Raw genomic sequence first — 15,374 nt, 5'->3', positions numbered from 1 at the left:
TCATTAGTTAAGAACAATATCATGAAAGATTAAACGCTTACATTAATTTATAATAAGAGTATCAGGGAGGAACTTTAAATGAAAAAAATGTTAGTAATTTGCCTTACTGCATTGCTTATCCTAACCGGATGTGGAGAAAAAAATGATACTACATCCAATGAGGGTAAAGTTTTAAAAGTAGCGGGATTAAACAGCGGATACGGTACTGAAGGCTTTAAGAAAGTTGTGGAAGCTTTCGAAGAAGCAAAAGGTGACGGTACTAAAGTAGAATTAGTACTTGAAAAAAACATCGCAGAAGTACTACGTCCACAAATTCAATCAGGGGATGTTCCCGATGTGATTTACCTTGCGATTGGTTCAGAAGGTAAACTTACAGATACAATGATCTCGGAAAAGAAAATTATGGAAATTTCCGATATTATGGATATGAATGTGTTTGGAGAATCCGTAAAACTAAAGGACAAAATTAATGTCGGTGTTCAAAACACGATGCGTACAAGTCCATATGGAGATGGAAAGACCTATCTAGCACCTGTATTTTATGCTCCAACAGGACTCTTCTATAACCAAACGTTATTTACAGAAAAAGGGTGGACCGTTCCAGAAACATGGGAAGAAATGTTTGCTTTAGGGGATCTTGCGAAAGCGGAAGACATCGCATTATTTACCTATCCAACAACAGGATATTTTGATGCATTTTTCTCATCACTCTTAAATAATATGGTAGGTTCTGAAAAATTTGAAAAACTTATGAATTATGATCTTGAAACATGGAAAGATCCACAAGTTAAAGAGACCTTTGATTTAGTTGGAAAACTTCTAACATATACACATCCAGATACTGTTGCTCAAGCGAACGGTGAAGGATTTACGAAGAACCAACAATTAATCTTAGATAATAAAGCACTCTTTATTCCAAACGGTACCTGGTTAGCAGGAGAAATGGAAAAAGCACCTCGTGCTGAAGGATTTAAGTGGGGCTTAACAACAGCGCCCGTTCGTACAAAGGGTGATGCTACTTATGCAACCACCTTTGCGGAAGAAATGTATATTCCAGAAGGTGCGAAGAATGTAGACTTAGCAAAAGAATTCTTAACCTTTGTTTATTCCGATAAAGCCGTTGAACTCTTTGCGAATAACGGAAATGCAATTCAACCGGTTAAAGGTTCATCGGACTTGATCACTGATGAACAAACAAAAGATTTCTATGCAATTTATGGTCGTGGTGTTATTGCTTCTAGCGTTGGTTTTGCAGCAAAAGATCCGGTAGAAGGTGTTGATTTAACATCTGGAGATGGAATCTTATACGGAACCGTTAATGACGTTGTATCGGGCCAAAAAACAGCAGATCAGTGGTATCAAGAAGTTCTTGATGCAGTTTCCAAATATCAATAATTAACAATAAAGTATTTGATGTTTAAGGAGCGATGACATACGTGTTATCGCTCTTCTATTAAGAAGCCTTGAAATGGAGTGGTAATATGAATAAGAAAAAGGCAAAAAGACGGTTTGTAATTGGATGCTTAACCCCAGCACTCGTACTAATTGGGATCTTTATGGTTTATCCGACGATAAATATCTTTATGATGTCGCTTTTTAAATGGGGTGGATTATCCAGTACTAAAACCTTTGTAGGATTAAATAACTTTAAGATATTATTCCAAGATCTAAAATTTATTCAAGCAGTTCAAAATTCCATTTTACTCATTGTCATTGTGACAATTGTGACGTTTGGATTTGCAGTTGTGTTTGCGAACATTCTTGTGCGTGAAAATGTAAAAGGAAAAGGATTCTTTAGAGTTATCTTCTATATTCCTAACATTCTATCCGTAGCAATTATTTCCGCAATCTTCGCACAAATCTATGCTGTCGATCAGGGTGGTTTGTTGAATAGTGTTATTCGAATATTTAAACCGGAAACATGGAAAAACATTCAATTTCTAGGCGATCCAAATATTGTCTTATATGCGGTATCAGGGGCAATGATATGGCAAGCGATTGGTTATTACATGGTAATGTATATGGCAAGTATTAGCAGTATTCCAGAGCATTTGTATGAGTCAGCGAAAATTGAAGGGGCATCCCGAACCCGTCAATTCTTCCAAATCACACTACCATTAATCTGGTCGAATCTCCGAACTACCCTAACGTTCTTCATTATTAGTACCATTAACATGAGTTTCTTATTTGTTAAGGTGCTTACCAGTGGAGGACCAGGTGGATCAAGTGAAGTATTTCTAAGTTATTTATACAAACAAGCATACGATAATGCTTCATATGGATATGGAATGGCGATTGGGGTCATGATTTTCTTATTTTCATTTGCACTATCCGCAATTGTGAATAAGATTACTGAACGCGATCCAATCCAGATGTAGGAGGGTTTATGAAAAAACATAAGAGCATGAGTGCTGAGAAAGCATATAAGTTATTTATCTATGTTGTCCTAATCGCATTAACCATTTCTATAATTGTACCAATCGGGTGGGTATTTCTTGCTTCGCTCAAAGAACCTTCTGAGTTCTTTATGAATCCATGGAAATTTCCACAGAATCCGAACTTTAATAATTTTGTGGTCGCATTCAAAGAAGCTAAGATGGGAGACTACTTTCTTAATTCTATTTATGTAACTGTTTTAGGAATCGTATTACTGCTAATTACTGCGTTACCTGCAGCCTATGTTTTAGCGCGTTTCGATTTTAAATTTAAGAAACAAATTAATGGATTGTTTATGGCCGGATTGTTTATTAACGTAAACTACATCGTGATACCAATCTTTTTAATGCTTTTAAAATGGAATGAGGGCAGTAAATCAGTTTTAAACATGAGTTTATTTATTAATAACCGTTTTACACTAGCCGTTGTTTATGCGGCAACTGCACTTCCATTTACGGTTTACCTTCTATCCGGATATTTTAAGACATTACCAAAGGCATTTGAAGAAGCCGCTTCAATTGATGGTTGTACATATTTTCAGACGATGACAAAAATTATGATTCCTATGGCGAAGCCAAGTATTGTAACGGCGATCCTCTTTAATTTTCTATCGTTTTGGAATGAATATATCATTGCATTAACGTTAATGCCTGGAGCACAAAAAACATTACCTGTTGGATTAATAAACTTACAACAGGCAGCAAGAGGGGCTGCAAACCCTGGACCTCTCTATGCGGGGTTGGTTATTGTTATGTTGCCAACACTTATCTTATATATATTTGTACAAAGTAAGCTTACTCAAGGGATGACCTTGGGTGGCGTTAAAGATTAGGAGATTTATATGAAAAAGAATATAGGGCGTGTAACACTTCCTAGTGAGAATAATTTCCTTGATGAAACCAAGGACTTAATGGACCGTTGGGGAGCTGATGCCTTGCGTGATAGCGATGGAACGAAATTAGATGATGACTTAAAAAATCTTGAAGCGAAAATATATACTACTTATTTTGTAGCACGTGGACAGAATGAATTTGCGTTACAACATATTACGGAGGCACAACAAATCTTCTTGATGAGTGACTACCACCTAGCGGTAGAAAGATATCTTGAAATTTCATTTATGACAGGGTATCTACGTGAACAACTTACTCCAGACTATGATCACGATCCTAAAGTTTGGTGGCAAGTTATCGATCGAACACGTGAGGAAGTAGTTGATGGAACGCAATGGGATTTTGATTCAGACCGTGATGTTGTCATGATTAAGAATGCAGAACCGTTTCATGAATATACGGTTAATTTCCTTTGTTATATGATTTGGGATCCAACCCAAATGTATAACTACATCACAAACGATTGGAAAGATCGGGAAAAAGAAATACCATTTGATGTGCGACAACCACACTCTCAAAAATTTATGATGGATACCCTTAAAAACTTTCTCGAAACCAATCCAAAAACGGATGTGATTCGTTTTACAACATTCTACTATCACTTTACTTTATGCTTTAATGATAAACGAAAAGAAAAATTTGTAGATTGGTTTGGCTATGGTTCAAGTGTTTCCCCAAGGGCTTTGGAAGCATTTGAAAAAGAGCGTGGCTATCGTTTAACGGCTGAGGATTTTATCAGAAATGGATATTATAATTCGACATTCTGCATTCCAACAAAAGCGTATAGAGACTATATTGACTTCCAACAACAGTTTGTAGCCCGTCAAGCTAAAGCAATGGTTGATTTGGTTCACTCATACGGTAAAGAAACCATGATGTTTTTAGGCGATAACTGGATTGGAGTGGAACCCTATGGAAAACATTTTCATACAATCGGCCTCGATGCTGTAGTAGGAAGTGTTGGTGGAGGTATGACCTTGCGTCTTATTTCTGACATTCCTCATGTGAAGTATACTGAAGGTCGCTTTTTACCGTATTTCTTCCCAGATACTTTTTATGAAGGAAATGATGAAGCAATCTTAAAAGAAGCAAATGATAATTGGATATCAGCACGTCGTGCGTTAATGCGAAGTCCCCTAAATCGTATTGGTTACGGAGGGTATCCAAGTCTTGCCTATAAATTTCCTGATTTTGTTGATTACATCTCTAAAACCGCCAATGAATTTAGAGGGATTATTGATAAGATAGAGAATGTGAAGCCAATGACTAAAGCAACAATTGGAATTATGAGTGCTTGGGGATCACTTCGTAGTTGGCAAAACTTTATGGTTGCACATGCATTACACTATAAACAAATTTACTCTTATATTGGAATTTTAGAGTCGCTCAGTGGTATGGATGTCGATGTTCGTTTTTTAAGTTTTGATGAGATTAAATCGGGTATACCAAGTGAAATTGATGTGCTCATTAATGCAGGGGATGCGAAAACTTCATTTTCAGGCGATGTTGTTTGGAACGACCCAGCATTTGTAGCGATGATTCGAAAATGGGTTTACGAAGGACATGGTTTTATCGGTGTTGGGGAACCGAGTGCTTTTGAAAAAGGAGGACATTTCTTCCAACTTCATGACGTTCTAGGTGTAGACAAGGAACTCGGATTTACCTTGTCCACAGATAAGTATTTTAAAGAGGTGCTTTCAGATCATTTTATTACTCATGATCTTGAGAATGACTTTAATTATGGGGAAGCTATAAATAATGTGTATGCTCGAACTGCGGATACTGAAATAATTAAGTTGGATAATGAGAACGTAACCATCGCAGCTAAATCATTTGGTAGAGGTCGTGGTGTGTATCTTTCAGGACTTCCATACAGTTTTGAAAACACACGTATTCTATATCGATCAATTTTTTATGCGATGAATAAAGAAAATCAAATGAAACGTTACTTCGCTTCCAATATACACTGTGAAGTGAATGTTTATCCACAATCAGTAGCATTATTGAATAATACGCATGAAACGCAAAAAACGATATTCTATGATGGTTTAGGTAAAGGGCAAGAGATAACCCTTGAGCCATCGGAAATTAAGTGGGGTGAACGCAATGAAGAAACTGTTGAATGGTCTTATTAATGTAGGTGTGTTTATCTTGGGTATTTGGATGGTAATTCATTTCCAAAAAACCATTTCAATGCAATCATTATTCATGATGATTATTGGTTTGGGAATGTTACTGTATTTGCTCTATCGATATAATAAACGTTTTCTTTAGAGTATTAAAATAACACCTGATGAGACAGGTGTTATTTTGGTCTAGAATAGGACTTTAGAAGGATAAAATATGGAATCTATAAATGAAATAGTTAAAGCATTTTATTTGAGTGGAGATGTAAAGGAAATTGTTCCATTTGGAAATGGACACATTAATGATACTTATCGCGTAGTTTGCACCCAGGGAAGCTATGTTTTACAGAGAATTAATCATGAAATATTTTTAGACCCGAATGGACTTATCGACAATATTGAAAAAGTAACAAAACACATTCGTCAAAAAGTAATAAAACGTGGTGGGGATCCAAGTCGTGAGGTTTTAGATCTCATACCAACAATTCATGATAATTATGTTTTTAAGAGTGAAATGGGTGATTTTTGGCGTGCTTATAATTTGATAGAAAATTCGAAATCATTAGAACGTGTTGAAAATAGTGAGGATTTTTATCGAAGTGGTGTTGCCTTTGGATCGTTCCAGAAAGATTTAGAAGATTTTCCGGTTGAATCGTTAAATCTGACGATTCAAGATTTCCACAATACACCCAAACGATACGAGGATTTCATTAAATCGATTGAAATAAACAAATCAGGTCGAAAACATTTAGTATCTGAAGAAATTAAATTTGTGCTTAAATATCAAGACTTTGTAGAAACTTTATGGAATTACTATAATCAAGGACTTTTACCACTGAAGGTAACACATAATGATACGAAACTTAATAATGTTCTTCTGGATAAAGATTCAAATGAGGTGTTGTGTGTTGTGGACTTAGATACGGTTATGCCAGGGTTTTCTTTGGATGATTTTGGGGATTCGATTCGATTTGGTGCAAGCACTGCATTGGAGGATGAGAAAGACCTGTCAAAAGTGCACTTAAGCATCCCTTACTATGAGGCATATGTGGACGGGTTCATTACTGGTGCTGATGGAAGTTTGTCTGATCTAGAAATAGAACTCTTTCCAGAAGGTGCCAAAATGATGACACTTGAATGTGGCTTGCGCTTTCTTAAAGATTATATTGATGGAGACACTTACTTCAAAACAAATTATCCAGATCACAATCTAGTAAGGGCACGTACACAGTTTAAATTAGTGCGAGAGATGGAAAATTCATGGGACACGCTCAAAAAAATTAGTGAGGACCGTCTAAAAGTGTAATTATGAAACTTCTAACTGAAAACTATGAATTTTAGGTGATATCGGTTACAATGATTACTATATAAAAAGAAGGTGACATAATGATACGATTAGCTACGCCCGATGATTTAGAGGCAATTCGTTTGATTGCTTCGATTACATGGAAAGAAGCGTATAAGGATTTAATCCCACTGGATATTATTAATCGTTTTATTGAAGATGCTTATTCGCCCACAGTCCTTGAGCGTCGAATTGAAACGACAAAGCTTGTGGTAGCAGTTCAAGATGATTATATTGTTGGATTTGGAAACTATGAGATTCGTGACAATGATTTATATATTGTTGCATTGTATGTACTTCCTACACATCAACGTGCAGGTGTAGGATCGGAATTACTTTCATATATTGAGAAGAATGTTCCAGACTCTATTAATCAAGCATATGTTGATGTAGAAAATGGTAATGTTAGCGCAGAGTCATTTTATAAGAAATATGGATTTGTCCAAAAAATATGTATTCCAGATACACTGTACGGTTACCCACTCAAAACTTTACGTATGGTTTATGAAGTAAAACGTTGATGATTCAACGTTTTTTTATGAACTTTTGAATACAACCATGCTATGCCAATAACCAATGAAATAATCGTCTTTGAAGCAAGGTGGTAGAAAAGGATATTTGTGTGTATCTTGATTAATGGCAAAAATGAATTGTGAAAAAAGTGAGGATGTTAATGACAAACACTGTAATTATAGAGTGAAAAACACCACGAACAAATAAAACACCTTGTTATGACAAAGAAAGCGAAGTGTGAGCAAAAAGTTCTAATAACACGATAAAAACGAAGATTTAATCGATATAAGATAAACATATTATGAAAACCAAAGCAAATACTTAGAGTTGATTATACTTCTATGTTATCGTGTAAATGCGTGCTTACGGAATGGGGAGGGGAATTAAATAAACGCAACACTTTAGTATGGATAAGAAAAGGAGTATTTTATGATGAAAAAAAATAAACTATTAAACAAGATTATGACAATTGCATTAACATTTGTCTTGCTCGTTACAAGTATTTCAATGAATCAAAATTATACAATATCTGCACAAGAGACAGAGGAATTGTTTCCATTCCGAGGCAATAAATTACAAAACCCCTATCTACGATACGGTATTACTGATAAGACTATACCCAATTGGAAAATTACGTCCACAAATAATGTATATGGTGGAGAACAACAAGGTGTAATAAACACGAAAGTGGTTGATGGTTTTAGAGATGTCGGGAAACCTAATTATTTAATCGGTGAAAAAAACAATACTGACCAAACTGTATTTAAATCAAAATCAACAAAAGAAGCAAGTGCAACAACTGCGGAAAATGTTGCATTTATTTTGTTTGGACAAACCGTCCAACTTCAATCCGGATATGAGTATTACTTCCGAGCAGAACTTAAAAGTTCAAAAGGTACTAATAAAGGGGTATTAAACATTTATCCAAATTCTGCTACTTCAGGAGGGAATGTACTTCGTTCTCAAGCTTTTGAAGTCTCAAATAAAATGCAGATTGTAAGTGTACCATTTACGGCTGAAGGTAATGGGGAAGTAACGGTCTCTTTACGTCATTTTGCGAATAAAGACAAAAATACAAACCTAGAAATTCATCGTATGGGATTCTTTTTGAAAGATGACTATTTAATTCAAGAGGATACGCATGCACTATTTAATGATAGTGAGTTTACTGAGTTGGTTGGGAAAGATACCAAAGAAATTCAGAAAAACATTGATGCAATCCGAGCTAAAATTACTGCATCAGGAAACCCTTATGCAAGTGATGTTAAAGCATATGTAAACGACTTACTTGATAAGGCTCAAGCGTTATTAGATCATGCAAAAGGAATTGAGAAAGCGATTAAGGATACTTTTGAAAACTTTGATGAAAAAGTATTAAAAGGCGATGTAACTCAAAACACAATCGATGAACTGAAAAACAACATTGGTGAAGTATCAAGTCCTGGACTTAAAGAAAAACTAACTAATGATTTAAAAGAAGTTGAGCGTGTTTATGAATTGCAAGAGTTAAAACCAGTTCTTAAAGATGAACTTGAGAAGAAAGCTAATGAAGCAATCAAAAAAATTGAGGACTTAAAAAACGTATCTGAGTCTGAGAAAAAAGAAAAAATTGAAGCTATTCAAAAAGAATTAGAGACTGGGAAGAAGGCTATCGAAGACGCGAAGACGCGTGAAGATGCTACGGATGCAAAGGATACATCAGCTGGAAACATTGATAAAATTGTAAGCGATGTAACTCTTGTCGATCGTAAAAACGACTCAAAATCTGATCTTGATAAAAAAGCTGAAGATGCTAAGAAAGAAATCGATAAGTTACCAAACTTAACGGATGATGAAAAGCAAAAAGCTAAAGATGACATCGATCAAAAAACGCAAGACGGAAAAGATGCAATTGATCAAGGAACGACACCAAAAGATGTTGAAGATGCAAAAAACACAACGGATACAGCGGTGAAAGAAATTGTCGATCAAAGTACATTACAGGATGCAAAAAATAAAGCGAAAAAAGAATTAGAAGCAAAAGCCGATGAAACAAAAAAAGCGATTGATGCACTTCCTGGAATTTCCCAAGAGTCAAAAGATAAAGCTAAAAACGAGATCGATAATGCACTAAATAAAGGTCTTGAAAATATTGAAAAAGGTAAATCTATTGAAGATATTACTAAAGTAGTAACAGAAACTTCAAAAGAAATGGATGCCATTAAAGATGCACTCATTAAAGAAAACAATGATACAATCGATGCTTTAATTAATGATAAAAAGTCAAGTCTTGATGCAGAAGCAAAAAAAGCAAAAGAAACAATCGATAAACTTGAAAACTTATCGCAAGACGAAAAAGATGAAGCAAAGAAAGTAATTGATAAAACTGTTAATGATGCTTCAAAAGAACTTGATAAAGCAACAACACCATCAGATATCGACTCAATTTATAATCAAGGTAAAGATACTATCGGTAATGTTGTTGTAAAAGCAGAACTAGATGATGCAAAGACTAAAGCTATAGCTGATTTAAATGCTAAAGCTAAAGAAGTCCGAAAACAAATTGCTGATAAGCCGGCATTAACCGATCAACAACGTAAAGAAGCAAATGATGAAATCAACAAAACTCTCGCAGATGCAACTAAGCGTATTGAAGATACAGCGGTTCTTACGGATATTCCTGAAAACTTAAAAACAGGAATCGATGAATTAGATGCAATTGAAAAAAAATATGAAGCAAAAAACACTGAAAACTTAGACAAGAAAAAAGAAGATTCTAAATCAGAGCTTGATAAAAAGTCTGAAGATGCTAAAAAAGAAATCGATAAGTTACCAAACTTAACCGATGATGAAAAGCAAAAAGCCAAAGATGAAATCGATCAAAAAAATCAAGACGGAAAAGATGCAATTGATAACTCAAACGATCCTAAAGACATTGAAAAAGTTGTCGATACAACTGATAAAGGGATTAAGGACATCGTTGAAGACAATGTGCTTCTAGATACTAAAAATAAAGCTAAAAACGATCTTGATAAAAATGCGGAAAATGCTAAGAAAGAAATCGATAAGTTACCAAACTTAACGGATGAAGAAAAGCAAAAAGCTAAAGATGACATTGATCAAAAAACGCAAGATGGAAAAGATGCAATCGATCAAGGAACGACACCAAAAGATGTTGAAGATGCAAAAAACACAACGGATACAGCGGTGAAAGAAATTGTCGATCAAAGCACATTACAGGATGCAAAAAATAAAGCGAAAAAAGATTTAGAAGCAAAAGCTGATGAAACGAAAAAAGCGATTGATGCACTTCCTGGTCTTTCCCAAGAAGTAAAAGACAAAGCTAAGGTTGAAATCGATAATGCATTAAATAAAGGTCTTGAAAACGTAGAACTTGGTACGTCAACTGAAGCAATTAATAAAGTTGTAACAGACACAAAAACCGAAATGGACGCTATTAAAGATGCGCTCGTTAAAGAAAATTTCGAAACGCTTGAAAAACTTAAAGATGACAAGAAAGCAAGTTTAAACGCAGAAGCTGAGAAGGCAAAAGAAAAAATCGATAAACTTGAAAACTTATCACAAAACGAAAAAGATAAAGCGAAAAAAGAAATTGATAAAACGGTTAATGACGCTTCTAAAGCTCTAGATAAAGCAACAAAGCCATCAGACATCGACTCAATTTATAATCAAGGTAAAGATGATATTAGTAATGTTGTTGTTAAAGCAGAGCTTGATGATGCAAAAATCAAGGCTATTGCAGATTTAAGAGCAAAAGCAGAAGAAGTTCGTAAACAAATTGCTGATAAACCGTCACTTTCAAATCAACAACGTAAAGAAGCAAATGACGAGATTAACAAAACTCTTGCAGATGCAATTAAGCGAATTGAAGATACTGCGGTTATAACGGAGATTCCTGAGAACTTAAAAACAGGTATCGATGAATTAGATGCAATTGAAAAAAAATACGAAGCGAAAAACACAGGAAATTTAGACAAGAAAAAAGCAGATTCTAAATCAGAACTTGATAAAAAAGCAGAAGATGCTAAAAAAGAAATCGATAAATTACCAAACTTAACGGATGAAGAAAAAAATAAAGCTAAAGATGATATCGATCAAAAAAATCAAAACAGCAAAGATGCAATTGATAACTCAAACGATCCTAAAGAAATTGAGGACGCGATCGATACAACCGATAAAGGGATTAATGAGATTGTTGATGACAACAAGCTTCTCGATTCCAAGAATGAAGCTAAAGACGATCTCGATAAGAAGGCTGAAGAAGCTAAAAAAGAAATTGATTCGTTACCAAACTTAACGGATGAAGAGAAAACCAAAGCTAAAGATGATATCGATCAAAAAAATCAAGAAGGAAAAGATGCAATTGATCAATCAAAAGATTCTAAAGAAATTGAAAAAGTGATTGATACAACGGATAAAGGAATCAATGAGATTGTTGATGATAATAAACTTCTCGATTCCAAGAATAAAGCTATAGACGATCTTGATAAAAAAGCTGAAGATGCTAAGAAAGAAATCGATAAGTTACCAAACTTAACCGATGATGAAAAGCAGAAAGTTAAAGATGATATTGATAAAAAAATTCAAGATGGTAAAGACGCAATTGATCAAGGTACGACACCAAAAGATGTTGAAGATGCGAAAAATACAACAGACAAAGTAGTGAAAGACATTGTTGATCAAAGCACGTTACAAGATGCAAAAAATAAAGCGAAAAAAGATTTAGAAGCGAAAGCAGATGAAACTAAAAAAGCGATTGATGCATTACCGGGACTAACTCAAGACGAAAAAACTAAAGCTAAAGCCGAAGTAGATAAAGTCTTAAAAGAAGGTCTTGATTCAATTGACTCTAGTTCGAAAATTGATAAGATAAATAAATCTTTAAATTATTCAATTAATGAAATGGACAAAATTGTTAAGAATTTAATGAAACCACAACCGGTTCTTCCTGCAGCTGGAATTACTGCAAGCAGTATTCGTTTATACGGACTACTATTGAGCCTTGTTGGTATGTTAATCTTTGTAATTCAAACAAAGAAAAATCGTTATAATAACTAAATAATTTAATATAAAATGTATTAATAGCCGAAACTCATTACTTTAACTGAGTTTCGGTTTTTTTTATGAATTTCAAACTCTTTATTAGCAACTTTCAACATTTTAAGTGTGTAAAATATCGTACAATATCACCCAAAACACTTTGACACCCATAGGTGCATTTGTTATTATTAATACATAAAGGGAGTAGAAGCCTATTCTTTAGGTCCACAGTTTCGTCAACACGACTTTAGAGTCCGGAACGTGTATAAATTCGAGACTTTATCCAAGTTTTTTTAGGCACGGATAGGGTCTTTTTATTTTACTTACTATCCAATGTATAAGGAGGAAGCCTGTGAAAGATACAAAATGGTACGCAAAGTCACTTGAAGAAGTGGCAGCAAAGACGGATATCGTCAAAGGATTAACGGATGCGCAAATTGAGGCATCACGTGAGAAATATGGGATGAATAAATTGGCTGAAGCAAAGGGACGTAGTTTTATGATGCGTCTATTGGATCAGTTTAAAGACGTAACAATCATTATTTTACTTGTTGCTGCTTTAATTAGCGGTATTGTGGGGGAACATGCAGATGCGATTTTAATTTTCGCAATCGTAGCATTGAACGCACTTATTGGAATGATTCAAGAAGACAAAGCTGAGAAGTCCCTTAAAGCACTTCAAGATATGTCTACCCCAACCGCAAAAGTAATTCGCGGCGGTGAAGAACAAACAATTAATTCGAATGATGTTGTTGTTGGAGATTTGATTGTAATGGATGCAGGGGATTTAGTGCCTGCCGATTTACGAATTGTCCAATCAAATTCCTTAACTGTACAAGAAGCATCTTTAACAGGAGAATCTGTCCCTGTTGAAAAACATGCGGATGTTGTATGTGCTGAAGATGCGGTCTTAGGAGATCGTAAAAATATGGCATATTCATCCGGAATGGTGAGTTATGGTCGTGGGCAAGGAGTTGTCGTTGCTGTCGGTATGGACACTGAAGTAGGTAAGATTGCTACGATGCTAACCGAAACAAAATCAGATCCGACACCACTGCAACAACAATTAAATCAACTGGGTAAAATCCTAGGCGTTGGAGCGATTATTGCTTGTGGAATTATTCTCCTTGTTGGTGTATTGAATAATCATGATTTCTTACAAATGTTCTTAACAGCGGTTTCTCTAGCGGTCGCAGTTGTTCCCGAAAGTTTGCCAGCTGTTGCTACAATTGTTTTAGCACTTGGTGTTCAACGTTTAGTTGAACGTCATGCAATCGTTCGTAATTTACCATCTGTTGAAACGCTTGGTTCCGCAACGGTTATCTGTTCAGATAAAACTGGTACTTTAACACAAAATGTTATGACGGTAAAAGAATATTGGACTGAAAGTGAAGTGAATGAATTATCACGTGGTTTATTACTCTGTAATGATGCACGTAAGGTCGATGGAAATTGGCTTGGAGACCCAACTGAGACAGCACTATCTGCATGGGCAGAAGCGCTTGATCTTGATGCTGTTGGCTTGATTCAAAAGCATACACGATTAAATGAGGTTCCTTTTGATTCAGGACGTAAACGTATGAGTACCATCAATGATATTGATGGGGATGCTACAGTATTTGTAAAAGGTGGCGTTGATGAAGTTCTTGCCGTTGTAACACAATACCAAGATGAAAATGGTGTTCGTGCAATTACTCAAGAAGATATTGAACGCATTCAAAAAAATAATCAAGAAATGGGTGTCAAGGCACTACGCGTTCTTGCACTTGCTAAAAAATCTGTTTCAAATACAGACTTAGAAGCAACCGAAATTGAAAGTGAATTAACATTTGTTGGATTGGTAGGGATGATCGACCCTCCACGTCCTGAAGTTACAGAAGCAATTAAAACAAGTAAAAAAGCGGGTATTCGGGTCGTAATGATCACGGGTGACCATGCTGTTACCGCATCTGCAATTGGTCGTGAAATTGGACTCCTTGAGGATGGACAACGTGTTATTTCTGGAAAAGAATTAGATGCAATGACGGATGATGAATTGTTTGAACAAGTTCAACATATTGGCGTGTATGCACGTGTTTCTCCAGAACATAAAATGCGCATTATTTCCGCTTGGAAACGTCATGGTGATATCGTGGCGATGACAGGTGATGGTGTTAACGATGCGCCTGCCCTAAAACGTGCTGACATTGGTGCAGCAATGGGTATTGTTGGAACGGAAGTTGCTAAAGGTGCAGCGGACATGGTTCTAACAGATGATAACTTCGCAACAGTAGTAACTGCAATTGGTGAAGGTCGTCGTATTAAAGATAATATTATGAAAGCAATCTCTTACTTACTATCATGTAATGTTGGAGAATTGTTACTGTTATTAATCGCGGTACTCCTTGACTGGGATGCACCCCTTCTACCAATTCACTTATTATGGATTAACCTTGTAACGGATAGTCTTCCAGCATTAGCACTTGGTGTAGATGGTGCAGAAGATGGTATTATGGAACGTCAACCGGACCGTACAGGCTCACTTATCAGTAAATCAATGCTTTGGCGTATTGGGTACCAAGGTGCTGTTGTAGGGGGAGTTGCACTTTTCGCTTACATGTACGGTGCAGGTCGTCTATGGGCTGTTGGTGATACTGAAACAGGTACGACAATGGCATTTATCGTATTAGCATTCTCACAATTAATCCATTCCTACAGTATTCATTCAAGTGAAAAATCAGTATTCACATCATTCTGGAAAAATAAATACCTCATCATGGCAACGCTCATTAATGGGCTCATGATTCTTGCGGTATTATTCATTCCGGTTCTAAACGATTTATTTAAACTTGGAACACTTGATGGACATCACTGGATGATTGTTGTTGTGTTGATGTTTGTACCAATGATTATCGTTGAAATTATGAAACTACTTAAACTTAACGGTAAACATTAATTAAATTGAATAACCAAAGAGAGGAATATCCTCTCTTTTTTTATGGAGATAAGACCACTTTCACCTTTAAATAGAAGGGTCTATGT

At 35.5% G+C, this 15,374-nt stretch carries 9 protein-coding genes; all 9 read left to right on the top strand.

What is annotated here, in order from left to right:
* Window positions 1-78: 78 nt before the first annotated feature.
* Complete coding sequence (locus LLS04_RS01835; protein WP_323611613.1) at window positions 79-1,395, top strand: carbohydrate ABC transporter substrate-binding protein; 1,317 nt, start codon at window positions 79-81, stop codon at window positions 1,393-1,395.
* A gap of 86 nt (window positions 1,396-1,481) precedes the next feature.
* On the top strand, window positions 1,482-2,378 hold the full coding sequence (locus tag LLS04_RS01830; protein ID WP_323611612.1) for a carbohydrate ABC transporter permease: 897 nt from the start codon (window positions 1,482-1,484) through the stop codon (window positions 2,376-2,378).
* 8 nt (window positions 2,379-2,386) lie between these two features.
* Window positions 2,387-3,268: a carbohydrate ABC transporter permease gene (locus LLS04_RS01825; protein ID WP_323611611.1), complete on the top strand. Its 882-nt coding sequence runs from the start codon at window positions 2,387-2,389 to the stop codon at window positions 3,266-3,268.
* A gap of 9 nt (window positions 3,269-3,277) precedes the next feature.
* Window positions 3,278-5,464 carry a 1,3-beta-galactosyl-N-acetylhexosamine phosphorylase gene (gene gnpA, locus LLS04_RS01820; RefSeq protein ID WP_323611610.1) on the top strand — a complete coding sequence of 729 codons (2,187 nt, stop codon included), beginning with the start codon at window positions 3,278-3,280 and terminating at the stop codon, window positions 5,462-5,464.
* On the top strand, window positions 5,436-5,603 hold the full coding sequence (locus LLS04_RS01815) for a DUF6903 family protein (RefSeq protein ID WP_164762396.1): 168 nt from the start codon (window positions 5,436-5,438) through the stop codon (window positions 5,601-5,603). The genes gnpA and LLS04_RS01815 overlap by 29 nt, the downstream gene beginning before the upstream one ends.
* A gap of 69 nt (window positions 5,604-5,672) precedes the next feature.
* A complete protein-coding gene (locus LLS04_RS01810; protein WP_323611607.1) occupies window positions 5,673-6,761 on the top strand; it encodes a phosphotransferase enzyme family protein in 1,089 nt (362 codons plus the stop codon).
* Window positions 6,762-6,841: 80 nt separating this feature from the next.
* On the top strand, window positions 6,842-7,321 hold the full coding sequence (locus LLS04_RS01805) for a GNAT family N-acetyltransferase (RefSeq protein WP_123171097.1): 480 nt from the start codon (window positions 6,842-6,844) through the stop codon (window positions 7,319-7,321).
* A 421-nt stretch (window positions 7,322-7,742) separates the two neighbouring features.
* On the top strand, window positions 7,743-12,371 hold the full coding sequence (locus tag LLS04_RS01800; protein WP_323611606.1) for a DUF1542 domain-containing protein: 4,629 nt from the start codon (window positions 7,743-7,745) through the stop codon (window positions 12,369-12,371).
* A 334-nt stretch (window positions 12,372-12,705) separates the two neighbouring features.
* Window positions 12,706-15,288: a calcium-translocating P-type ATPase, PMCA-type gene (locus LLS04_RS01795; protein WP_323611604.1), complete on the top strand. Its 2,583-nt coding sequence runs from the start codon at window positions 12,706-12,708 to the stop codon at window positions 15,286-15,288.
* Window positions 15,289-15,374 lie beyond the last annotated feature (86 nt).

The sequence above is a fragment of the Erysipelothrix enhydrae genome, assembly GCF_035066605.1.
Lineage (GTDB): Bacteria > Bacillota_I > Bacilli_A > Erysipelotrichales > Erysipelotrichaceae > Erysipelothrix > Erysipelothrix amsterdamensis.
Note: the sequence above shows the minus strand (reverse complement) of the source record. Positions and strands in the feature narration are given on the sequence as shown.

Excerpts from the sequence above, each read along its gene's own strand:
- LLS04_RS01835 (WP_323611613.1), top strand. The coding sequence starts at position 79 with ATGAAAAAAATGTTAGTAATTTGCCTTACTGCATTGCTTATCCTAACC.
- LLS04_RS01830 (WP_323611612.1), top strand. The coding sequence starts at position 1,482 with ATGAATAAGAAAAAGGCAAAAAGACGGTTTGTAATTGGATGCTTAACC.
- LLS04_RS01825 (WP_323611611.1), top strand. The coding sequence starts at position 2,387 with ATGAAAAAACATAAGAGCATGAGTGCTGAGAAAGCATATAAGTTATTT.
- gnpA (WP_323611610.1), top strand. The coding sequence starts at position 3,278 with ATGAAAAAGAATATAGGGCGTGTAACACTTCCTAGTGAGAATAATTTC.
- LLS04_RS01815 (WP_164762396.1), top strand. The coding sequence starts at position 5,436 with ATGAAGAAACTGTTGAATGGTCTTATTAATGTAGGTGTGTTTATCTTG.
- LLS04_RS01810 (WP_323611607.1), top strand. The coding sequence starts at position 5,673 with ATGGAATCTATAAATGAAATAGTTAAAGCATTTTATTTGAGTGGAGAT.
- LLS04_RS01805 (WP_123171097.1), top strand. The coding sequence starts at position 6,842 with ATGATACGATTAGCTACGCCCGATGATTTAGAGGCAATTCGTTTGATT.
- LLS04_RS01800 (WP_323611606.1), top strand. The coding sequence starts at position 7,743 with ATGATGAAAAAAAATAAACTATTAAACAAGATTATGACAATTGCATTA.